The sequence below is a fragment of the Kitasatospora sp. NPDC059827 genome (assembly GCF_042731675.1).
GTDB lineage: Bacteria > Actinomycetota > Actinomycetes > Streptomycetales > Streptomycetaceae > Kitasatospora.
The window spans coordinates 67,240-88,246 of the sequence record NZ_JBHWIV010000027.1 but is presented as its reverse complement, the minus strand read 5'-3'; the positions used below and the strand labels follow the sequence as shown (position 1 = coordinate 88,246).

18 protein-coding genes are annotated in these 21,007 nt (G+C 73.9%); 9 read left to right on the top strand and 9 right to left on the bottom strand.

The window, feature by feature from the left end; translation table 11 throughout:
* Positions 1–85: 85 nt before the first annotated feature.
* Positions 86–781: a VC0807 family protein gene (locus ACFV8H_RS19180; RefSeq protein ID WP_380401180.1), complete on the top strand. Its 696-nt coding sequence runs from the start codon at positions 86–88 to the stop codon at positions 779–781.
* 54 nt (positions 782–835) lie between these two features.
* On the opposite strand, the gene ACFV8H_RS19175 is transcribed toward ACFV8H_RS19180, so the two are convergent.
* The gene (locus ACFV8H_RS19175; RefSeq protein ID WP_380401178.1) at positions 836–2,011 is read right to left on the bottom strand and encodes a helix-turn-helix domain-containing protein; all 1,176 of its coding nucleotides are present in this window, start codon (positions 2,009–2,011) and stop codon (positions 836–838) included.
* A gap of 233 nt (positions 2,012–2,244) precedes the next feature.
* Here ACFV8H_RS19175 and ACFV8H_RS19170 point away from each other — a divergent pair, with 233 nt between their 5' ends.
* Positions 2,245–3,516: an Ig-like domain-containing protein gene (locus ACFV8H_RS19170; protein WP_380401176.1), complete on the top strand. Its 1,272-nt coding sequence runs from the start codon at positions 2,245–2,247 to the stop codon at positions 3,514–3,516.
* 148 nt (positions 3,517–3,664) lie between these two features.
* Positions 3,665–5,164, top strand: coding sequence for an amino acid permease (locus tag ACFV8H_RS19165; protein WP_380401174.1), 1,500 nt, complete (start codon positions 3,665–3,667; stop codon positions 5,162–5,164).
* Here the strand turns inward: ACFV8H_RS19165 and ACFV8H_RS19160 are convergent.
* From ACFV8H_RS19160 to ACFV8H_RS19150, 3 genes are all read right to left on the bottom strand, one after another.
* Positions 5,115–5,789: a TetR/AcrR family transcriptional regulator gene (locus ACFV8H_RS19160; RefSeq protein WP_375895075.1), complete on the bottom strand. Its 675-nt coding sequence runs from the start codon at positions 5,787–5,789 to the stop codon at positions 5,115–5,117. The two genes, ACFV8H_RS19165 and ACFV8H_RS19160, sit on opposite strands and share 50 nt — an antisense overlap.
* Positions 5,790–5,960: 171 nt before the next feature.
* The gene (locus tag ACFV8H_RS19155; protein ID WP_380401172.1) at positions 5,961–7,190 is read right to left on the bottom strand and encodes an MFS transporter; all 1,230 of its coding nucleotides are present in this window, start codon (positions 7,188–7,190) and stop codon (positions 5,961–5,963) included.
* Positions 7,187–8,080, bottom strand: coding sequence for a pirin family protein (locus ACFV8H_RS19150; protein ID WP_380401170.1), 894 nt, complete (start codon positions 8,078–8,080; stop codon positions 7,187–7,189). The genes ACFV8H_RS19155 and ACFV8H_RS19150 overlap by 4 nt, the downstream gene beginning before the upstream one ends.
* 144 nt (positions 8,081–8,224) lie before the next feature.
* On the opposite strand from ACFV8H_RS19150, the gene ACFV8H_RS19145 reads away from it, so the two are divergent.
* On the top strand, positions 8,225–8,794 hold the full coding sequence (locus tag ACFV8H_RS19145) for an NADPH-dependent FMN reductase (RefSeq protein ID WP_375895067.1): 570 nt from the start codon (positions 8,225–8,227) through the stop codon (positions 8,792–8,794).
* A gap of 140 nt (positions 8,795–8,934) precedes the next feature.
* On the opposite strand, the gene ACFV8H_RS19140 is transcribed toward ACFV8H_RS19145, so the two are convergent.
* Positions 8,935–11,133, bottom strand: coding sequence for a HEAT repeat domain-containing protein (locus ACFV8H_RS19140; RefSeq protein WP_380401168.1), 2,199 nt, complete (start codon positions 11,131–11,133; stop codon positions 8,935–8,937).
* A 179-nt stretch (positions 11,134–11,312) separates the two neighbouring features.
* Positions 11,313–11,519 carry a hypothetical protein gene (locus ACFV8H_RS19135; protein WP_380401166.1) on the bottom strand — a complete coding sequence of 69 codons (207 nt, stop codon included), beginning with the start codon at positions 11,517–11,519 and terminating at the stop codon, positions 11,313–11,315.
* A gap of 275 nt (positions 11,520–11,794) precedes the next feature.
* Here ACFV8H_RS19135 and ACFV8H_RS19130 point away from each other — a divergent pair, with 275 nt between their 5' ends.
* The 5 genes from ACFV8H_RS19130 to ACFV8H_RS19110 all read left to right on the top strand — a co-directional run bounded on the left by ACFV8H_RS19130 (position 11,795) and on the right by ACFV8H_RS19110 (position 15,748).
* Positions 11,795–12,589 carry a squalene/phytoene synthase family protein gene (locus tag ACFV8H_RS19130; RefSeq protein WP_380401164.1) on the top strand — a complete coding sequence of 265 codons (795 nt, stop codon included), beginning with the start codon at positions 11,795–11,797 and terminating at the stop codon, positions 12,587–12,589.
* On the top strand, positions 12,586–13,572 hold the full coding sequence (locus ACFV8H_RS19125) for a hypothetical protein (protein WP_380401162.1): 987 nt from the start codon (positions 12,586–12,588) through the stop codon (positions 13,570–13,572). The genes ACFV8H_RS19130 and ACFV8H_RS19125 overlap by 4 nt, the downstream gene beginning before the upstream one ends.
* A gap of 180 nt (positions 13,573–13,752) precedes the next feature.
* Complete coding sequence (locus tag ACFV8H_RS19120; RefSeq protein ID WP_380401160.1) at positions 13,753–13,968, top strand: hypothetical protein; 216 nt, start codon at positions 13,753–13,755, stop codon at positions 13,966–13,968.
* Between the two features lie 324 nt (positions 13,969–14,292).
* Positions 14,293–14,616: a hypothetical protein gene (locus tag ACFV8H_RS19115; RefSeq protein WP_380401158.1), complete on the top strand. Its 324-nt coding sequence runs from the start codon at positions 14,293–14,295 to the stop codon at positions 14,614–14,616.
* A gap of 88 nt (positions 14,617–14,704) precedes the next feature.
* On the top strand, positions 14,705–15,748 hold the full coding sequence (locus ACFV8H_RS19110; RefSeq protein WP_380401156.1) for a hypothetical protein: 1,044 nt from the start codon (positions 14,705–14,707) through the stop codon (positions 15,746–15,748).
* 111 nt (positions 15,749–15,859) lie between these two features.
* Here the strand turns inward: ACFV8H_RS19110 and ACFV8H_RS19105 are convergent, their stop codons facing one another.
* The 3 genes from ACFV8H_RS19105 to htpG form a co-directional block, all read right to left on the bottom strand.
* Complete coding sequence (locus tag ACFV8H_RS19105; protein ID WP_380401154.1) at positions 15,860–17,146, bottom strand: alpha/beta hydrolase family protein; 1,287 nt, start codon at positions 17,144–17,146, stop codon at positions 15,860–15,862.
* 169 nt (positions 17,147–17,315) lie between these two features.
* Positions 17,316–18,665, bottom strand: a complete 1,350-nt coding sequence (locus tag ACFV8H_RS19100; RefSeq protein ID WP_380401152.1) for a lipase family protein — start codon at positions 18,663–18,665, stop codon at positions 17,316–17,318.
* A 241-nt stretch (positions 18,666–18,906) separates the two neighbouring features.
* Positions 18,907–20,874: a molecular chaperone HtpG gene (gene htpG, locus ACFV8H_RS19095; protein WP_380401150.1), complete on the bottom strand. Its 1,968-nt coding sequence runs from the start codon at positions 20,872–20,874 to the stop codon at positions 18,907–18,909.
* Positions 20,875–21,007: the final 133 nt, after the last annotated feature.

The following is a 21,007-nucleotide window of genomic DNA, read 5'->3' as shown; positions in this document are numbered from 1 at the left end:
CCGGCCGGTTCCACCACGACCAACGACGCGCGGCCGGGGGCGAGTTCGCGGGCTACCCTGGCCTTCCCCGGCCCCGGAGGACGCCGTGCCCCCCACGCGAAGCGCCGACGGTGACGCCCCCGCGCCGCCGCCGCGGCCCAGCGGCCGGCGCCTGCTGCTCGGCGTCGCCTGGGACGTCGTGGTCCCGATCGCGGTGTACTACGGGCTGCGCGCCGCCGGGGTCGGCGTCTTCGGCGCGCTGCTGGCCGGCGCCGTCCTGCCCGCGCTCACCACAGCGGTGCGGTGGCTGCGCACCCGGAGCCTGGAGGGCATGGCGGGATTCATCGCCGGGACCATGCTGCTCGGCGTCGCGGCCGCGCTGGTCAGCGGCAGCCCCCGGTTCCTGCTGGCCAAGGACGGGTGGCTGACCGGCGTGGCCGGGCTCTGGTTCCTGGTCTCGATCAGGGCCAGGCGTCCGCTGCTCTTCCACGCCGGCCGGCCGCTGCTGGAGGGCCGGTTCCGCTCCGACGGCACCTCCTGGGACGTGCTGTGGGAACGCGAACCGGCCTTCCGGCGGATCTGGCGGGTCTCGACCGCGATCTGGGGCGCGGCGATGCTGCTCGACGCCGCCGCGCGGGTCGTGATGGCGTACACCCTGCCGGTGGACGCGGTGCCCGGCCTCGGCGCGCTGCTGTGGCCGGTCACGCTGGTGCTCCTCCAGGTGGTCAACGGCCTCTACTACGAGCTGGCCGGGCTCTGGCGGCTGACCTCCGGCGCGACCGCGCGACCGCCGCGCGGCTGAGCACCCCGGGCCGGGGAGGTCGCCTGCGGTGCGGTGCGGTGCCGGGCGCGGTCGTCACCGCTGGAAGGGGCTCGGGCCCCAGGCCTTCCCGCCGACCGGGTAGCTGTACAGCGGCCGGCCCTTGACCGCGCTGGTGCGGAACGGCGCGCCGCCGCCGGGGCCGACGGTCAGCGTGCCCTTCCGGGTGCCGCTGGACCACTCCAGTTCCAGGTACCAGCTGACGTCGTGGGAGGTGGTCGCGGCGGTGACCTCGATGACCTGCGGGTCCCGCTCGCTCACCTCGACCGGCAGGCCGGCGCTGCCCTCGGTCACCACCGGGCGGGGGCGGGCGGCGTCCAGGTCGAGGTCGTACGAGCGGAGGTCGACTCCGCTGCCGCAGCCCTCGCCCATGGAGTAGGCGTTCCAGGCCAGCGGGGCCCCGGTCCGGGCGACCCGGACGTCGAGGGCGGTCAGCACCACGGGGTCGTCGCCGGTGCCCTGCACGACGAGCTCGATCGACGTGTAGTGGCCGGGGACCGCGCCGACCTCGGAGACCCAGGCGGGGACGTCCGCCGGCGCGGGCGGGCGGGGGACCTCCGCGGGCGGACGGTCGACCACGTACTGGTCGCACGCGTCGTCCCGGCCGGCCGGGCGGACCGCGACGGTGATCGGGGCACTCGCACCCCGGTCCGCGGGGCCGGCCGGCCCCGGCGCGGTCGCACCCGTGGTCGCCCCGGCGGTCGCGCCCGTGGTTGCTCCGGCGGCCGCCGCCGGGGCGGCAGCGGAGGCGGGGTCGCCTCCCGTGCGGGTCTGGAGGCGGGCGGCGACGGCCCCGGCGGTGGCGAGCACCGCGGCGGCGGTCACGGCGGCGAGCACGCTCCGGCGCACCCGCCGCCGCGGCTCGGCGGGGGTGCCCGTCGGGGCCGCTGACGGGACCGTCACCGGGGCCGTTGACGGAGCCGGTGACGGGGCGTTCGCCGCGGGGGCGGGAACGGAGGACTCCCGGCTCCCCCGCGCCGTGTGGGCGATGACCCACAGCCGGTAGAGCTCGGTGCGCTCCTCCGGCGTCGCCCGGCACAACCGCGCGAGGCGTTCCAGCGGGGTGAACTCCACCGGCGTCACCTCGCCGTTGCAGTAGCGGTGCAGGGCCGACGTGCTCACGTTCAGCTGCTTCGCCAGCGCGCCGTAACTCAGCCCCGACCGGCCCTTCAGTTCCTGGAGCAGCCGCGCGACCTCGTCCGCCTCCCGCATGTCCCCGGCCCCCTCCGCCACTGGTCCTCCACCCCGTTCGGCGAACCGCCGCCGGGGAGGGCCGCTGCACCGGCCCCGGCATCCCGGCACGCCCTGCGGGGCGTTCCAGGCAGGTTACGTCGTCCCAGCTCAAAGAGGGTAAACGCGTCCCCGCGTCCCTGATCGCCGGCCCACCGTTGCCGCTGGGACGAACCGGCGCACAAGCTGACGGCGAACACCGAGAGGGAGCAACTGTGAGCACTGTTCGGGCGGCACGGGCCGCGATACGCACCGACGACCGCCTCCACCGCGGGGCGGTGGCACTGGCGATGGGCGGGGTCCTGCTGATGTCCGCGGCCTGCGGCGACGGCCAGGACAAGAGCGCTGACGCCGCGTCCGCCGCCTCCGCCGCCTCCGTCCCGTCCGAGGCGCCCTCCGGTGCTCCCGGCGGGGCGGGCGCCGCGGCGACGCCGAGGACGTCGAGCGCCGTGCTGGACGTGGAGCCCAAGGACGGGGCCCGCAACGTCGCACCGGCCGCGCTCCAGGTGTCCGTCTCCCACGGCACGCTCACCGCCGTCGACGTGACCGACAAGGACGGCAAGCCCGTCCAGGGCTCGATCACCCCGGACGGCACCGGCTGGAAGCCCGCCGCCTCGCTCGCCCCCGGCACGGCGTACACGGTGAACGCCCGGGCCAAGGACGCCGACGGCCTGGTCTCCGCGGCCACCAGCGCCTTCACCACCGCCTCACCCGGCAAGCAGATGTCCGCCAACGACAACATCGCCGACGGCCGGACCTACGGCGTGGGCATGATCGTCGAGGTGGACTTCGGCGGAAGGGTCGTGAACAAGGACGCCGTCGCCAAGGCCATCACCTTCGAGACGGACAACGGCACCGAGGTGAAGGGCCACTGGTTCGGCGACAACCGGATCGACTTCCGGCCGGCGAAGTACTGGAAGCCGAACACCAAGGTCACCATCCACTACCGGTTGAAGAACGTCGAAATCGCCCCCGGTGTCTGGGGCGACCTCGACAAGGACGAACCGTTCACCATCGGCCGCTCCCAGGTCTCCACCGCGGACGCGGCCACGCACCAGCTGACGATCGTGCGGGACGACGGGAGCACCACCGTGCCCGCCACCCTCGGCGACGACAAGCACCCCTCCTGGGGCGGAACCATGGTCGTCATGTCCAAGGAGAAGGTCACTCACATGAACTCCCGGACCGTCGGCATGGGGAGCGAGTACGACATCCCTGCCGCCCCGCACGCGATGCGGCTGACCACGAGCGGCACCTACCTCCACGGGAACTACTGGTACAAGGGCGACCCGTTCGGCAAGGCCAACACCAGCCACGGCTGCGTGTCGCTCAAGGACGTCGAGGGCGGCAGCGACACCTCCCCCGCGGGGTCGTTCTTCAACAGCTCGCTGATCGGCGACGTCGTCACGGTCGTGAACTCCAAGGAGAAGACCGTCGCCCCCGACAACGGCCTCGGCGGCTGGAACCTCCTCTGGGCCAACTGGTAGCAATGGCACGGGCGTTGTCCTGATCCACGGTGCCTTGCCGCCGACACCCGCCGGACGGGGTTGCACCGGGGTTCCACCGGGGGCTTGATCATGACGGGTGGTCGGGGCCAAGATCTCCCCCGGTTGGATCACAACGGGGGGAGCCGTGATGTCCGAGGACCGGTCGGTCAGTCGTGGGCTGAGACAGCGCCACATCGCCATGATCGCGCTGGGCGGTGCGATCGGAGCCGGGCTGTTCGTCGGCTCCGGCGTCGGGATCGCCGCGGCGGGGCCCGGGATCGTGGTGTCGTACGTGGTGGCCGGGGTGCTCACGGTGCTGGTCATGCGGATGCTCGGCGAGATGTCCGCCGCCCGCCCCGGCTCCGGGGCGTTCGCCGCGCACGCCACCCGCGCCTGGGGGCCGTGGGCCGGACTGCTGGCCGGCTGGATGTACTGGGCGCTGCTGGTGGTGAGCGTGGCCGCGGAGGCGATCGGGGCGTCCCGGATCGTGGCGGGTTGGCTGCCGCAGGTGCCGGCCTGGGTGTGGGTGGCGGCGTTCATGGCGCTGTTCACCGGGACGAACCTGGCGGGTGTGCGGCACTTCGGCGAGCTGGAGTTCTGGTTCGCCGGGGTGAAGGTGGCCTCGATCTGCGCGTTCGTCCTGCTCGGCGCCGCCGCCGTGCTCACCGGCCGGACGCCGGCCACGGAGAACCTGACCGCGCACGGCGGCCTGCTGCCGCACGGCTGGCACGGGGTCGCGGTGGGCACGATCGCCGCGGTGTTCGCGTACGGCGGGCTGGAGACGGTGACCATCGCCGCCGCCGAGTGCGCGGACCCGGTGGCCGCGGTGCGCCGGGCGGTGCGCACGGTGCTGTGGCGGGTGGCGCTGTTCTACATCGGCTCGATGGCGGTGATCGTCGCCGTGGTGCCGTGGGACGACCCGGCGGTCGCCGGCGGCCCGTACGCGGCGGCGATCGGCCGGATCGGGGTGCCGGGCGCGGCACAGCTGATGAACGCCGTCGTGCTGGTGGCGCTGCTGTCGGCGATGAACGCCAACATCTACGGCTCCTCGCGGATGCTGCACGCCCTCGCGGCCCGCGGCGACGCGCCGCGCCTGCTGACCGGCCGTGGTGGGGTGGAGGACTCGGGTGGTGCGGGCGGCGGCGCGCTGGTCGGGGCCGGGCGGGCCGTGCTCGCCTCGGCCGCGTTCGGTTTCGGGTCGGTGGTGCTCAGCCTGCTGTGGCCGCGGACCGTCTTCCCGTTCCTGCTGAACTCGATCGGGACGGCGATCCTGGTGGTCTGGATCCTGATCGCCGCCTCCTACCTGCGGCTGCACGGCCGGCGGCAGCGGCGCACGGACAGGCAGGAGCAGGAGCACGGGCAGCAACAGGCGGCCTCGATGTGGGGCTTCCCGTACCTGGGCTACGGGGCGCTGGCGGCGATGGCCGGGGTGCTGGTGTTCATGCTGGTGGACCCGGGCAGCCGCAGCCAGGTGCTCTGCACCGGCGCGTGGACGGCGGTGCTGCTGGTGGTGGCCGGGCTGCGGCGGTACCGGCGCGGGCCGGTCGCCGGTCCGGCCGTGGCGGCGGCCCCGGGCGCCGCGCCCGCCGTCGCCGCGGTCACTGCTCCCGTGCGTACCGGGCCAGGAACAGGTCGACCCCGGAGCTGATCGTGCGGTGCATCGCGGCCTCGTCCAATTCAGCCTCCGGGCGGAACGTGCGCACCAGCTGCGGCACGCCCACCGTGCAGGCGACCAGCTGCTGCACGGCCAGCGCCGGGTCCTCCACGGCGAGCACGCCGCGGCGGTCCAGTTCGGCGAAGGCCTCGATCAGCGGGCCGTTGTTCATGTCGTAGCTGACCCGGTACCAGAGCTGGCCCAGCTGCGGGAAGCGGTCGATCTCGCCGATCACCAGCCGGCGCAGCGACATGATGTCGGGGCGCAGCAGGATGCGGGTCCAGTCGAGGGTGAGCGTGATCAGTGCGGAGCGCAGGTCGTCAGCCTCGGCGATGGTGGAGTTCCACGGCTTGAGGTCCTCGTAGGTGGTGGGCAGTATGCCGCCGATCACCGCGAGGAAGAGCCGTTCCTTGTTCCCGAAGTGCTTGTAGATGGTCGCCTTGGAGACACCGGAGCGCGCGGTGATGGCGTCCATCGAGGCGGCGGAGTAGCCCTCCTTCAGGAACTCGACCAGGGCCGCGTCGATGATGGCCTGTCGGCGGCGCTGGGCGGCGTCGACCGGGCTCGGGATGATCGGGATGCCGAACTCGTCGGTCGGCTGGGGGTCGTCGGCGGCCATCGGGTTCTCCTCGGGGTGCTCGGGGGGAGACGGTACGGGCCAGTATATGAAACTGAACGGTTCGGTCGGTCCGCTCGGCCGGCGCGCTCGGTCGGTGTGCTCGGGTCGGGCCCGGCGGTGCTGGGCAGCGCGCTCGGTCAGTGTGCTCGGTCGGGGCGTCGGCGGGGCGGGTTACGGGCCCAGCCCGGCGATCCGCTCGGCGAGCACCGCCAGTTGCGGGCCAAGTGCCGCGCCGAGCAGGAACACCAGGTTGAACAGTCCGATCGCCTCCGGTCGCCGCTGCGGTGCCACGGCCTCGGCTGCGGCGCCGGTCAGGATGCCCTGGCCGCCCGCGTTGACGCAGGCGCTGGCCCCGGCGCCCAGCAGCACCAGCGGTGCCCAGGGGCCGAACGCGGCGAGCGCGAGTGCGGTGAAGGAGCCGCCGAGCAGCAGGCCGGTGGTGCGGCGCAGGCCGAGTCGGGGTGCGGCGCGCACCAGCGACCAGGAGAGCAGCGCGCCGGTCAGGGTGGCGAGCGAGCCGACGGCGCCGGTCTGGACGGTGCTCCAGCCGGTGAGCGCGGCGGCCCGCCGGGGTGCGCCGTAGACCAGGCCGAAGTTGACGGTCGCCAGGATCAGCATCACCGCGGCGACGGCCCGGAAGCGCGGCACCGCCAGGGCGTCCAGGCCGAGGAACGAGCGGCGCGGCGCCTGCGCGCCCGGGCCCCGCGCGGGCTTCCGTACCGGATCCCGTACCGGATCCCGTGTCGGATCCCGTGTCGGATCCCGTGTCGGCTCCGGCTTCGGTCCGGCGCATCCGCGCAGTACGGCCGGCAGTACGGCCAGGGTCAGCACCGGCAGCACCAGGCAGGTCCGCCAGCCCAGCCCCGTCGCCACCGCCGCGCCGATGAACAGGCCGGCGGTGCCGCCCGCCGCGCTGCCGATCGCGACGACCCCTGAGGCGCGGCCGTCCGGCTGGCGCGCGGCCAGTTGGAAGGCGGCCACGTTGAACCCGGCCGCGCCGACCGCTTGCAGGGCGCGCCCGGCGACCAGCGGGCCGAGGTCCGCCCCGGCGGCGAGGGTGACCAGTACGCCGAGCAGCAGTGCCCCCGCGGAGGCGAGCAGCAGTGTCCGGGGGTCGCGCCGCCCGGCGGTGGCGGTGAGCAGCGGGGTGCCGAGCATCATGCCGAGCCCGTAGCCGCTCATCAGCCAGGCGGCGGGGCCGGGGCCGGTGTGCAGTTCCCGCGCGACGGCGGGCAGGACGAGGCTCGGGCTGGAGAGTCCGGCGGCTCCCGGGGCGGCGAGCGCGGCGAGCAGCAGGCCGGTCCGGAGCGACCCCCGTGCGCCCCGGCCGGTGCTGTCCGTCGGCGGCTGCGCGGGGCGGGCGTCCGCCCCTGCCGTCGTGTTCAGTGCTCCCGGTTTCATTCCGGGATCCGCCCGAACTTCCCGTTGGAGAAGTCGAGTTGGGCCTGCCGGAGCTCGGCCGCGGTGTTCATCACGAACGGGCCGCCGCGGGCGACCGGCTCGCCGATCGGCTCGCCGGCCAGGACCAGCACCTCGGCCGGTCCGTGCGGCGCGGCGACGGTGATCCGCTCGCCGTCGTGGGCCAGGACTGCGAGCTGGCCGTCCGTCAGCGGCGCGTCGGGCAGTTCGACGGCGCCGGAGAGCACGTAGACGGCGGCGTTGTGGCCGGTCGGCACGGTGAAGTCGGCCCGCCCGCCGGCGGGCAGCACGGCGTGCGCGAGCAGGACCGGCAGGTGGGTCTCGAAGGGGCCTGCCACGCCGTGGCTGTGGCCCGCGATCACCTTGACCCGGCTGCCGTCCTCGGTGTGCACCACCGGGATGGTGTCGGGCCCCTGGTTCTGGCTGCGGGCCGGGAGGTCCTTGAGCCGGGCGGGCAGGTTCACCCAGATCTGGAGCATGTGCTGGCGGCCGCCGTGGGCAAGCAGTTCGGCGGTCGGCTCGTTGGAGTGGACGATGCCGGCGCCGGCGGTGAGCCACTCGACCTCGCCGGCGACGCTGGTGCCGCGCCGGCCGGTCGAGTCGGCCCAGTCCATCGAGCCCTCGATGAGGTAGGAGACCGCTTCGAAGCCGCGGTGCGGGTGGGCGGGGGCGCCCTTGGCCTCGCCGGGGGCGAGCAGCAGCGGACCGGTCTGGTCGACCATCAGGAACGGGTCGAGCATCGGGAGCTCGGCCACCGGGAACGGGCGGCGGACGGGGAACCCGGCGCCCTCGAAGGTGTGCACGGGGTCGATGACGGTGGTGGTCGAGCGGACGGGGGCGGCCTGGGCCGCGGCGGGCTGAGTCGTCGTCATGCCGAAGACTGAACTACACGAGCCAGTTCAGAGTCAAGACTGAACTGTCTGGTTGACGCATTGAACTGAACGGTTTAGGTTTCTCGGCGTCGGAACAACCACCGCCGCCCCGGCAGCCACACGCACACCGCAAGGAGCACCGTCATGAGCGCGTCCAAGGTCTTCGCCATCTCCGGCTCGCTTCGCGCCGACTCGCACAACACCGCGCTGCTGCGCGCCGCCCGGAAGCTCAACCCGGCCGGCATGGAGATCGAGATCTACGACGGCCTGCGCGAGATCCCGCCGTACGACTACGACCTCGACCACCCCGGCAAGCGCCCGGCCGTCGTCGACGAGCTGCGCCGCAAGGTCACCGAGGCCGACGGGCTGCTCATCGCCACCCCGGAGTTCAACTACTCCGTCCCCGGCGTCCTCAAGAACGCCCTGGACTGGCTGAGCACCGACTGGAGCAAGAGCGAGGGCCTGCCGCTGCACCGCAAGCCCACCGCGATCATGGGCGCCGCCCCCACCAACTTCGGCTCCGTCCGCGCCCAGCTGGCGCTGCGCCAGGTCTTCGTCTGGACCGACAGCGACGTCGTGGTCAAGCCCGAGCTGGTCGCCTTCCGCTCGCACGAGCGCTTCGACGAGCAGGGCGAGCTGACCGACGAGGGCACCGCCGGCATCCTCAAGGACCTGCTCGCCGCCCTCCAGGGCAAGATCGACGCCCGCGCCTGACACCCCTCCCCCGGAACCCGCCGCCCCCACGCGGACACGAAGCCCCGCCGAGCACCCGCCCGGCGGGGCTTCGCCGCGCCCGGCCTCGCCGGCGTCCCCGGTGTCCCCGACGAGGCCGGGGACACCGGGGACGGCACGTCTCAGGCGGTCGGGTCGAGGAGGGCCGCCAGTGCGGTGCGCAGGTGTTCGTCCTCGCGGATCATCGCGTGGTCGGCGCCGGAGAGGACCAGGCGGCGGTCCCGGGTGGCGAGCGCGGTCAGGCGGTCGTGCTGTTCCGGGGTCAGGGCCGAGGTGCCGAGGGCCCGCAGGGCCTCCACGGCGTGCTTGAGGTCGGCGTGGGTCTCGGCGGAGTGCAGGGCCGCTTCGGCGAGGCGGGTGCGGTCGAGGACGGCCGGGTCGCCGACGGCGAGCAGGGCGAGGACGGCCGAGGGTGCCAGGGTCGGGTCGTCGAGGAAGGATTCGAGGCGGGCGGTCAGTGGGCGTCCGGCCGGGCCGAGGGCGGCGATCTCGCGGGCGGCGCGGGCGGCGGTCCAGCGGAACCACTGCCGGCCCCGGCTGTTGTCGAGCACCGAGGCCAGGACCGGGACGGCTTCGGCCGCCTGCCCGGTGATCCGCCACAGGGCGAGCGCCAGGGCGAGGTCGGTGTCCACCTGCGGGGTGGTGTCGCGCTCGGCGGTGCGGCCGAGCGCCTCCCGCAGGGCCGGGACGAGAGGGGTGGCCGCCGGTCCGAGGGCGGCCGCGGCCTGGGCCCCGTCGCCGGCGCCGCGCACTCCGGTGGCGAACGCCGCCTCGGCGGCGGCCAGCAACGGTCCGCTCTCGCCGGTCAGTTCGTGCAGTGCCTGGGCCACGAGGAGCTTCCCGGCCTCGGTGCGCAGGCCGGTGGCGGCCTGCGCGCGCTGCTCCGGTCCGCCGTCGGCGGCGACGGCGGTGATCGCGGTGGCGGCGTACGGGAACCGGGGCAGCACGGCGCACAGTTCGGGCAGCGCCCCGACGGCCTGCGGGCCCCATTGGCGCAGCAGGTGGACCAGGCCCGCGATGTCGTTGTTGTCCTTGACCGTCGTGCAGCCGCAGTCCTGGCATTCCGAGGCGGGCCGTTCCAGGGTCTTGGCGGCCAGGCGGGCGCGGACCGCGGCGAACAGCTCCGGGTCGAACGGGAAGGGGGCGTCGGCCGGGGCGTAGGACCCGGCGGCGCTCTGCATGGCGCGCGGGCGCCGGCCGAGGGCCCGGGCCAGCAGCGGGGCGGCGGCCCGCGGCGCCACCAGGACGAGCGCGGCGAGGGCCTGGTCGGCCGCCTCGTCGCCCGGCTCGTCGTCCGGCCCGTTGCCCGGCCCGTTGTCCGGCTGGGCGTCCGGCCGTGCGGCGAGTTCGGCGAGGACGGGCGCGGCCTCGGCGGCGGCCGGGCCGAGCTTGGCCAGCAGCTGGGCGGCCGCCCGGTCGGCGGCGAGCGGGACGATCGCCGGGACCAGCCGCTGCGGGGCGCTGCGGGACAGGGCGCAGGCGCGGTCGGCCGCCCACAGGGCCTCGGCCCGCACCTCGGGGCGCTCGTCGCGCAGGGCGGCGTCGAGCAGGGCGAGGGCGCTCTCGCGGTCGGCCTCGGCGTCCCGCTCCAGCAGGTGCCCGACGATCGTGCGCAGTGGCTCCCGGTGCTCGTCCGCGTGGCCGAACCGGGCGGTCTCGCACGCGGGCAGCAGGCCGAGGACGGCGTCGTGGTGGGCGGCGAGCCACGGCTCGTCGGCGTCCAGCGCGGCGAACACGGCGGCCAGGCGCAGCGGCGCGGGCGTGTCCGGGGTGAGCAGGGCGCGGGCCTGGTCGGCGGCGCCCTTGCGGTCCAATCGGCCGTAGGCGGTGAGGAGTTCGGCCCGGACGGCGGGTTCGGTCTCGGTGGCGAGGTGGGCCCGGACGGCGGGCAGGGCGGTGCCGGTGTCCCGGGTGTGGCCGACCGTCCAGCCGGCCGCCTGCCGCACGTCGGCGTCCTCGTCCGCCAGCAGCGGTATGAGCAGCGGCAGTTGGGCGGCGACGGCGGCCCGTACGGCGCCCGGCTCGACGCCGTGCTCGTCCTCGCTCTCGGCGAGGCAGCCGAGCAGCCGGAGCGCGTCGACGCTCTGGCTGCCGGAGGCCGCGATCCGGGCGAGGTAGGGGGCGGCGTCGACGCTGGCCGCGTACACGGTGCCCTGGTGGACGATCGAGCCGTACAGCTCGTCCAGTGCCTCCTCGGCGTCCTCGCCGCCCTCGGCGAAGGCGCGCAACAACTCGGGCAGGTCCTCGGCGGGGCCGTAGGCGTGGTCGACGGTGGCCCAGGGGTGGTCGTCGAGGCCGGCGAGGGCGGTGGGGAGCTCCATGGCCGCGATCTTCGCAGGGGCCTCCGACATCCCCTCGGACGGGGTGGTGCGGCCGGAGCGGGGGCCGGATCTGGGGGAAGACCGGGGTGGGCGGGCGTGTCCGCGTGGCGCCGGGGCCGGCTCGCCTCCGGCATCCGCCGAGATGGTGGAGCCGCTGACGCCCTGCCCCTCGATGAGGATCATGTGACGGCGGTCTCCGCGGCGGTCTCGCCGATCGGGGTCCAGGAACCGGGGCTGCCGCTGTAGCGGGTGACGTGGTCGTTGCCGGGATCAGTGGCGAACAGCCCGGCGGGTCCGGTGAAGAGGCGATCGGCCGGGCCACCGATCGCGGCCCGGTGTCCGGTGGCCCGGTCCCACTGCGCGACCTCGGCGTGGTCCGGGGACAAGCGGTAGAGGTGTTCGGCGTCCGTGACGAAGGTGGCCGCCGGGCCACTGATCCGACGGCCACCGGTCGCGGCGGTGCCCGGCCCGTCCGTTGTGCCGAAGTCGACTTCCGGTCAGGAGGATTGACATCGAGCCGAGATGCGGTCTGCTGCAGGCAGGGGCGCGCGAGGTCTGCCCGAACGGCCTGCTGCCCCGACAGCTCCGCGAAGCCGGGGGCCGGAAGCGGCACGAGGGCCCACCGTCGTCGCCCGACCCGCGAAGAGAGGTACGGGGTGTCATGACCCTGCTCGACGACGCGCACGCCGTGGTGCGCGAGTACAGCACTACCTGGTACGGGCCGGTCATCGGTACGCCGGCTCCGCTGAACGAGGCGGTCACGTGCGCCTACCTGCTCATGCGGGCGATCGACGAGATCGAGGACCACTCGTCGCTGGCCGCCGAGGACAAGGGCGTGCTGCTGCGTGGCGTCGGGCGGCTGCTGCAGACCCGCTTCACCGAGAGTGACTTCGCCACGCTGTTCCGGGAGCACGTCGGCGTACTGCCCGCAGTGACCCTGCGCATCGGGGAGTGGACGGCACTGCCCCCGCCGGACATCGGGCCCCGGGTGTACGAGACCTTCGCCACCATGGCCGAACGCATGGCCCAGTGGGCCGCCGGCGGATTCACCGTCCGCACCGGCACCGACCTCGACCGGTACACCTACGCGGTGTCGGGCACCCTGGTCCTGCTGCTGTCCGACCTGTGGGCCTGGCACGACGGCACCCGCACCGACCGGACCTTGGGCGTCGCCTACGGACGGGCGCTGCAGAGCGTCAACATCCTCATCGACCGGGACGAGGACGCGGCCCGCGGTGTCGACTTCTGGCCGGACGGCTGGGGGGCCGCGGACCTGGCCGCATACGCGCGCCGGGAGCTGAGCGGTGCCGACGCCTATCTGGCCGCGTTGTCGGACGGACCGGCCCGGGCCTTCTGCGCCGAGCCGCTCGCGCGGGCCCACCGGGCGGTGCGCACGGCGAGCCGGCACCTGGATCACCGGGAGAACGGCCACGACAGCGGGGGGAACACCCGATGAGGCCCGCACCCGCGCCCCGGGAGGACAGGCGTGACCTGGCCAGGGAACTGGTGCTCCCCCGGATCTCGTTTCCGGTACCCCCTCGGCTTCACCCCCGCGCCGACGAGTTGGAGGAGCGCACTCTGGCATGGCTTCGCGACGTCGGCATCATCGGCACCGACGCGGACGAGACATACCTGCGCCATTCCACGCTCGGCCGCACCTACGCGTGGATGATCCCGGAAGGCGACGTGGAACGGGTGCTGATCGCGACGCGGTTCTGCGTATGGGCCACCGTGCAGGACGACCGCTACACCGAGGGCCTGGGCCTCGCCGGCCGTACCACGGACCTGTCGGAACACCTGCTGGCCTGCGAAGCCATCGCCGAGGACCCCCACGCCCCGGTGCCCCACGACGTCCCGATCGAACGTGCCTACCGTGACCTGTTCCAGCGGATCGAGCAGGCGGCGACCCCGCAACAGGTCCTGCGCATCCGCAAGGGGATGCTCCACTACAGTGTGGGAGCGGCCGCCGACGCCGCCTACGCCGAGCACCGGACGGTGCCGCCGGTGTCCGAGTACCGGCGCATCCGGCACCTGATCGCCCACCTGCACCACCACTTCGTCCTCACCGAGGTCGCCCAGGGCTTCGAGATGCCGACCGCCCTGGTGCTCGACCCGCAGGTCAGGGAACTGACCGACCTGGCGATCCGCATCATCGGGCTCACCAACGACGTGTACGGCTGCCCGCGCGACGTGGCCCGCGGCCACATCGCCAACCTGCCCATGGTCCTCGCCCACCACCACGGTCACAGCGTCCAGACGGGCATCGACCTGACGGCCCGGGAGATCGAACACGACACGGCCCGGTACACCGAACTCGCGGCCGCCCTGCGCCGGCGCGGCAGCGAAATCCTCACCCGCTACACGCGCGGACTGGACGACCAGATCGCCGGACACCTGGCCTGGCTGCACGAGACCGGGCGCTACGACATCGGCCTGTAGCCGGGATGTCCCGGGCCCGGGCACGAACCGACGATGCGGCAGGCACCCGGGAAGTCGGCTGATGGCCAGTGCCGGCGGTCGGGCGGCCGGGGCGCGGCGGCGGGGTGGTTCGTACGCCGACGGGAAGCGGTGGGGGCGGATCGGCGGCACCCTTGGAGGAGGCCGACCAGGGAGGTAGCCATGGGCAGTCCGATCGTAGGAAGCGATCCCGCGGGCGGGGAGGGCGCGGACGCGAAGGCGTCCCCGCAGCGGCTGTTCACCGGAGGTGAGCGGCCTTTCGACCCTGAGGACCTCGTCATGGCCTCCGGGCAGGACATCACCCACGAGCGGCTCGAGTGGGCCAGGCAGCAGATCGAGCAGAAGGGCGCCGCGGCGCTCGAGCGCTACCTGCCCTGACGGAACCGGCCCCGACCGGCCCCGGGGCCAGGGCCGGGCCCGGGGCCGTTCACGCCACCACGGGCTCCGGGCATCCGACCGGCGGCCGGCACACCGCCTGCCGCCGGTCGGACGGGCGCGGCACCGTGCGAATCCCGCCACCGCTGCCGCTGCTCCGCCGCGGGTGTTCGGCGGTGCTTTTCCTGGTCAAAATTCGAACATGGGGTGATGTTTGCACGGGAAATGCCGCCTTTGAGCCATTTCACCGAATGCATCTACCGCCTCCGCCATTCGTAATCCTAGGGTGAATTCGTCCAATCCCTTTGGATACGAAGGAGGATCATGATGCGGACTCGGAAGCGGGTTGCGGCGTTCGCCCTGGCCACGGCCCTGGCCGGTGCGGGGTTCGTCGGCGTCTCGTCGGTGTCGGCCTCGGCCGCCCCGACGGCGTTGAGCTGCGGCAACAAGCAGTTCTTCACCGGGAGCGGCGGGCACGCGGGTGCGTCGATCAGGTGTACCAACGGGCCCTTCGTCGCGGATGTGACGTGTTACAAGCCGGGTTACGGCCGGTACCACCACTACGGCAACCGCGTGGAAAGCGGTGGGACCTCGACCGTGTGGTGCGATCTGAACGCCACCGCGGAGAACGTGGTGGGCCTCCCCTCCTGAATTCCCGGACAGGTCGCGCGGCCCGGTGGGGCGGCGCCGGCCGGTGGGTGGGGCGCGAAGTGTCCGAGCGGGCGGGCATACTGGCGCCGTGTCAAGCGCCGATGATCCCCAGCAGCCCTCTTCCCGTGAGCCGGAGCCGATAGCGCCGGGCCGGGCGACACCCGATCCGTTCGAGGGGCTCGTCCTGGACGAGCGGTTCATCGGGGAGGCCACCGTCAAGGAGCCGACCGCCCGGACCCGGATGCTCGCCGCGCGGTGGCGGGAGGAGCCGCCGGTGGACCCGGGCGGCCGCCGCTGGACGCCCGGGCCGGCGCCCCGCGCGGCTCGCGGCGCGGGGCGCTCGCGGTGGCTGCGGCCCGGGCGCCGGCGCACCGTGCTGATCGCGGTCACCGCTTTCGCGGCGCTGCTGGCCGTCGCGGTCGGGATGGACCCGGCCGGTGTGCTGAACGGGGACGGCCGGTCGATGCGCGACCCGCGGCCGGTGCCCGGAGCGCCCCGGCCGACCGCGGACGTCGCGCTGCCCGGCGGCGGGGTCTCCGACGGCGCCAGGTGCGGCGCCACGGGCTTCCACCACTTCGAGCCGACGCCCGCGTCCTTCACCTTCGCCGGGTCACCGGCCGACACCCCTGCGCCAGGGCCTCAACTCGTGCTCAGCTCCTACGGGTTCTCCCGGGACTCGGCGCAGGACCCGGGGCACTTCACCATCGACCTGGCTCTCGCCCCGGGCCCCGGCGGCCGAGCGCTGGACCTGTCGGCGCCGCTCGGTCCGCAGGGCGTGGCGGTGGAGATCGAGGGCCCGGACGGCCTGGTCGGCGGGGCCCACGGCCTCCCGCTGACGCACGGCGACGACGACGCCCCGGCCGGCCCGGGCGGCAGCGTCCACGTCGGGCCCGAGGGCGGCGCGTCCGCCCGGGTGACGCTCCCGCCCGAGGCCCTGTGCCCGGGTTTCGACGGCTTCGCCGTCCAGCAACGGCTGGTGGCACCGACCGACGCGCACAACACCGTCACCGGCCAGCCGCCCTACCGGCTCACCGTCTCCATCGCCGATCCGGCGATCGGCGCGCTGCGGCGCCAGGTGGGCTCGACGGTGCCGGGCGACGTGCTGGCGACCGACAACCGGGTACGGCCGTAGGGCGGTTGGGCGACTTGGGCGGCTGGGCGGTCGGGCGGTCGGGCGGCTGGGCGGCTGGGCGGCTGGGCGGCTGGGCGGCTGGGCGGCTGCCGGGCGCCGTACCGGCGCGCGCTACCGCTCGTAGCGCATCTCGGGGAAGCGTGGTGACGGGCCGTCCAGGAGGTGGTCGTCGTGGCCGCGCAGCCAGCGGTCGAGGAAGGACGCCACGTAGGAACGGGTGGCGAGGACGGCGCGGTCGGGGCGGACGTCGCCGACTGCGGCGGACACGGCCTTCGGGGTGACGGCGCCCTGGCGGGCGAGCTGGGGCAGCAGGGGCTGGGCGTCGGTGTAGGAGCCGTGGCGGGAGCCTTCCAGGGTCACGTCGGCGTGCCAGCCGGTGCTGTGCTGCCACAGGGCGTCCCAGCCGGGCTGCTGGTGGTAGCTGCCGGAGTCGGCCTCCTGGGTGCCCATCAGCAGGAAGGGCCGGGTCAGGCCGTCCGCGGCGACGGTGGGCAGGGGCAGCTGGACGCCGCTGCCGTCCGGGCCGGGGAAGTGCAGCTGGCCGTCGAGGTCGACGCCGGCCTTGAGGCGCGGGTCGTCGTGCATGGTCTGCAGGGCCGCGGAGCCGCCCCCGGAGTGGCCGACCGCGGCGATCCGGTCGAGGTCGAGGGAGGCGGCGAGGCCGGACGGCAGCTGCTCGTCGTGGCGCAGCCCGGCGAGCCGGTCCAGGACAAAGCGGGTGTCGTCGACCCGGGTCTGCAGCATCTTGCGCAGGAGGGCGCCCTGGTCGAGGCCGGGCTGGTCCATGAGCGCGGGGAAGACGGAGGTGGCGAGGTCCCCGTCGGGGAAGGCGACCTCGGAGGCCTCGTAGGTGTGGTCGACGGTGACGACGACGTAGCCGCGGGAGGCGAGGTCCTCCACCAGGGCGGTGCCCCAGGTGCGCGGGGCGCCGAAGCCCGCCGAGTACAGCACGACGGGCCGCTTGCCGCCGGGGAGGGCGGGCGCGTCGACGCGGGCGTGGGTGCGGATGCCCGCCCAGTCGGTGCGGCCGGGTTCGAAGCCGTTCTCGCGCTGGCCGATGCTCCCGGCGCTGTCGAAGTGGTCGGCGGCGGCGGGGACCATGTACGGCGCGCGGTCCTCGCCGGTGGCGGGGCGGGTGGTCGGGTACCAGAGGCTGATCATCAGCTTGCGGTGCTGTCCGGGCTTCCAGGGGTCGTCCCGGCCGTCGTCCGTGAGCTGCAGGGCGGTCGTACCGATCGGGTACGGCCCGGTGGGCTGCGGCAGCCAGGCCCTGGCCTGCCGCTCGGTGGCCCGCTGCGGCGCCGCCGCCGCGCCCGGCGCCCCGGCCGCACCCACCGTGGCCGTCGCCGCCAGCAGCACCGCCGCCGCGGCTGCCGCGGCCCGTCCTCGCCTGTTCATCACCGTTCCCCCTCGTTCGTTCCCGTGGTCACTTCCGACACGGGCGACGCTACGGGCGAGGAGGGGCGCAAGCCGTCGTACCGGAGTGCCAAGTCCCGCTGTGGTACTCCGGTATGACGGTGTCATGACGGCGTTCGGCGCTGCCGGGCGCCTCGTGTCCCCTTCCGGGTCAGTGGCCGGGGGCGGGTTGTTCCGGGGTGAGGGAGTTGCCGGGCGGGATGTGGCCGCAGTCGGAGGGGGCGGGGCGGCCGGCGAAGCGGTCGCCCAGCCAGCCGACGGCCTGCGGGGCCCAGACGACGGGGACGCCGAAGTGGCTGAGGAGGTCGTACTGCTGGTACGCGACCGCTGCGGCGCCGGTCGCGCAGTACTGGCGGGCGAGGGCCCGCACGTCCCCGGCGACCGCCACGCCGTCGCCCGTGCCGATGCCGGGCGGGCTGGCGAAGGTGCCCTCCAGGACGCCGCCGTTGCCCTGGGCGATGGAGCCGGGCACGGTCGGGGTGGGGGCCGAGCCGAGGTTGTTCCGGTTGACGGCCTCGACGAAGGGCGGCGCCGAGTTCGGGTCGGCGTACTGGGGCTTGACCATCGCCTTCCAGGTCAGCCCGGGGTAATGGCCCAGGGCGTCGACGATCGAGCCGTGCTCCAGCTGCTGGTAGACCGAGCGGCCGTAGTCGTTCAGGTAGGGCGTCAGGTCGCTGCCGAAGGAGCGCGAGGCCCCGATCACGGACAGCGGGGTGATGCCGCTCCACACCAGCGAGCCGTCCACGTACTTGAGGTTGTGCGCCGGGTCCACCAGCAGCCCGCCCTCGGTGTAGCCGACCAGCTTGGCGTTCACCTCGGGCGCGTAGCTCGGCGCGAGCGCGGCCGCCCAGCCGGTGGCGACGGCGCCGCCGGAGTACCCCATCAGCCCGAAGCGGGTGTCGGGGCCCATGCCGGTCTCCGGGGACCGGGTGGCGGCCCGGATGGAGTCCAGGGTGTTGGTCGCGTACTCCGGGCCGGCCGCGAGGTCGGCGTTCTGGCCCTCGGTGTCGGGGAGCACCACGTTGTAGCCCTGGGCGAGCAGCGGCACCAGGAAGAGCGCCTCGACGTTGGGGATCAGACCGCTGATGCTGACGTCGCCGGCCACCGCGCGGGAGGGGCCGTCCTTCGGGTCGAGCGAGTCGTAGAAGGACTGGTACGAGACGGCCTTGCTGCCGTCCCCGGCCAGGCTGCGCACCACGGTGGTGACGTTGGCGCTGGGGCGGCCCTGCGCGTCGGTGCTGCGGTAGAGCAGTTGGATCGCCGTCACCGGGGTGGGCAGCCCGAGCACGTGGTACGGCAGGGTCCGCGTCTTGAGCACGGTGCCCGGCGCGAGCGAGGCCAGTGGCGTGCTGCCGTCGTAGGCGTAGAAGGGGTCGCTCGCGGTGGCGGAGCGCGCGGCCGCGGGGGCCGCGGCGGCCGGGCCTGTCGTGGCGGCCACGGCGGTGGCGGCCAGGGCGGCGGTGACGGCGGCGGCGAGCAGCCGGGACGTGCACGTGCGCATGGTTCCCCCGAGTCGTGGAATTCCTGGTGGTCCGTCAAAGAACGCGGGTTACCAACTGGTAGCCGGCGCCCCGGAGAACATCATGTCCATGACCCGTCACGCTGTCCCCGGGCCGGGTCACAAAGATTAACGACGTGGGTAGTGACCGGTCACAAGGCGGCACACCGCGGGCCCGTGCCGCCCTGGGTCGGCGGGCGGCCGGCCCGGAGTACGGCCGGCCGCCGCGGTGACAGGCCGGGGGTTACAGGCTGTGGGTGAGGTGGTCGGTCAGGAGGCGGGTGAAGCGGGCCGGGTCGGGCAGGTCGCCGCCCTCGGCGAGCAGGGCGCTGCCGTGGACGAGTTCGGCGATGTCGGTGAGGACCGGGTCGTCGGACTTCGCCCCGTGGGCCCGGTGCAGGGCGGTGATCAGGGGGTGGGTGGGGTTGAGCTCCAGGATCCGCTTCACGGTGGGGAGTTCCTGGCCCATGGCCCGGTACATCTTCTCCAGGGTGGGGGTCAGGTCGTGGGCGTCGCCGACCAGGCAGGCGGCGGAGGTGGTGAGCCGGGTGGAGAGGCGGACCTGCTTGACGTGCTCGGCCAGGGTGGCCTGCAGCCAGGTGAGGAGGGCGGCGAAGTCCTCCTCGCGCCGGGCCTTCTGCGCCTTCGCCTCGTCGTCGCCGTCGGTGTCGGCGTCGTCGCCGAGGTCGACCTGGCCCTTGGCGATGGACTGGAAGCGGTGGCCCTCGAAGGCGGGGACCTGGTCGGTCCAGACCTCGTCGACGGGGTCGGTGAGGATCAGGACCTCGTAGCCCTTGGCGGTGAAGGCCTCCATGTGCGGGGAGTTCTCCACCATCTGGCGGTTCTCGCCGGTCAGGTAGTAGATGGTGTCCTGGCCGTCCTTCATCCGCGCGACGTACTCGCGCAGCGTGGTCGCCTTCTGCGCGTCGTGGGTGGAGGCGGCCGAGACCAGGGGCAGCAGCGCGTCGGTGTTGTCGCGGTCCTCCAGCAGGCCTTCCTTGATCACCCGGCCGAACTGCTCCCACGCCGTGGCGTAGGCCTCGGGGTTGGCGGCCTGCATGTCCTTGAAGGCGGTGAGGACCTTCTTGACGAGTCGCCGGCGGACCGCGGTGATCTGGCGGTCGTGCTGCAGGATCTCGCGGGAGACGTTCAGCGACAGGTCGTGGGCGTCGACGACGCCCTTGACGAAGCGCAGGTAGTTCGGCATGAGCGCGTCGCAGTCGTCCATGATGAACACGCGCTTGACGTACAGCTGCACGCCCCGCTTGGTGTCGCGGGAGAACAGGTCGAACGGGGCGTGGGCGGGGATGAACAGCAGCGCCTCGTACTCGAAGGTGCCCTCGGCGCGCATGTGGACGGTCTCGGCCGGGGGCTGCCAGTCGTGGCTGATCTGCTGGTAGAACTCGTGGTACTCGGCCTCGGTCACCTCGCTGCGGGGGCGGGCCCACAGGGCCTTCATCGAGTTCAGCGTCTCGAGCTCGACTGCGGGTTCGGCGACGGCCACGGTCTCGGCCTCGGCCTCGGCACCGCCCACGGCGGCGGATTCGGCGGCGGGTTCGGCGGCCATGCGGATGGGCCAGCGGATGAAGTCCGAGTACTGCTTGACGATCTGGCGGATCTTCCACCCCGCCAGGTAGTCGCCGAGACCGTCCTCGCCGTCGGCCGGCTTGAGGTGCAGCGTCACCGAGGTGCCCGCCGGCAGGCCGTCGGCCGGCGCGATCGTGTAGGTGCCCTCGCCGTCGGACTCCCACGCGGTGCCCTGCTCGGTGCCGGCGCGGCGGGTGTGCAGGGTGACCTTGTCGGCGACCATGAACGCCGAGTAGAAGCCGACGCCGAACTGGCCGATCAGGTTCTGCGCCGCCTCCGCGTCCTTGGCCTCCTTGATCCTGGCCAGCAGGCCGGCGGTGCCGGACTTCGCGATGGTGCCGATCAGGTCGACGACGTCCTCGCGGGTCATGCCGATGCCGTTGTCCCGCACCGTCAGGGTGCGGGCCTGCCGGTCGACCTCCAGGGTGATGTGCAGGTCGGAGGTGTCGGCTGCGAGGTCGGTGTCGGTGAGGGATTCCAGACGGAGCTTGTCGAGGGCGTCGGAGGCGTTGGAGATCAGCTCGCGCAGGAAGATGTCCTTGTTCGAGTAGATCGAGTGGATCACCAGCTGCAGCAGCTGGCGGGTCTCCGCCTGGAACTCGAGCGTCTCGGTCGGGCTGGCCACGAGGGGTCTCTCCTTCATGTTCGTACGCGTGTGGTGACCGGCCAAGGATACGGAGGACCTCGCCCGGCCCACCTGCCGTTTCCGGCACATCGACAGTCAAATGACCGATGCCACGGGTGCGCCGCTCCGAGAA

What these genes read in the sequence shown, in the direction of transcription:
- ACFV8H_RS19115 (WP_380401158.1), top strand. Translation starts at nt 14,293, where the DNA reads ATGCGGACTCGGAAGCGGGTTGCGGCGTTCGCCCTGGCCACGGCCCTG.
- ACFV8H_RS19105 (WP_380401154.1), bottom strand. Translation starts at nt 17,146, where the DNA reads ATGAACAGGCGAGGACGGGCCGCGGCAGCCGCGGCGGCGGTGCTGCTG.
- ACFV8H_RS19120 (WP_380401160.1), top strand. Translation starts at nt 13,753, where the DNA reads ATGGGCAGTCCGATCGTAGGAAGCGATCCCGCGGGCGGGGAGGGCGCG.
- ACFV8H_RS19175 (WP_380401178.1), bottom strand. Translation starts at nt 2,011, where the DNA reads ATGCGGGAGGCGGACGAGGTCGCGCGGCTGCTCCAGGAACTGAAGGGC.
- ACFV8H_RS19100 (WP_380401152.1), bottom strand. Translation starts at nt 18,665, where the DNA reads ATGCGCACGTGCACGTCCCGGCTGCTCGCCGCCGCCGTCACCGCCGCC.
- ACFV8H_RS19130 (WP_380401164.1), top strand. Translation starts at nt 11,795, where the DNA reads ATGACCCTGCTCGACGACGCGCACGCCGTGGTGCGCGAGTACAGCACT.
- ACFV8H_RS19155 (WP_380401172.1), bottom strand. Translation starts at nt 7,190, where the DNA reads ATGAAACCGGGAGCACTGAACACGACGGCAGGGGCGGACGCCCGCCCC.
- ACFV8H_RS19165 (WP_380401174.1), top strand. Translation starts at nt 3,665, where the DNA reads ATGTCCGAGGACCGGTCGGTCAGTCGTGGGCTGAGACAGCGCCACATC.
- ACFV8H_RS19145 (WP_375895067.1), top strand. Translation starts at nt 8,225, where the DNA reads ATGAGCGCGTCCAAGGTCTTCGCCATCTCCGGCTCGCTTCGCGCCGAC.
- ACFV8H_RS19140 (WP_380401168.1), bottom strand. Translation starts at nt 11,133, where the DNA reads ATGGAGCTCCCCACCGCCCTCGCCGGCCTCGACGACCACCCCTGGGCC.
- ACFV8H_RS19160 (WP_375895075.1), bottom strand. Translation starts at nt 5,789, where the DNA reads ATGGCCGCCGACGACCCCCAGCCGACCGACGAGTTCGGCATCCCGATC.
- ACFV8H_RS19150 (WP_380401170.1), bottom strand. Translation starts at nt 8,080, where the DNA reads ATGACGACGACTCAGCCCGCCGCGGCCCAGGCCGCCCCCGTCCGCTCG.
- ACFV8H_RS19125 (WP_380401162.1), top strand. Translation starts at nt 12,586, where the DNA reads ATGAGGCCCGCACCCGCGCCCCGGGAGGACAGGCGTGACCTGGCCAGG.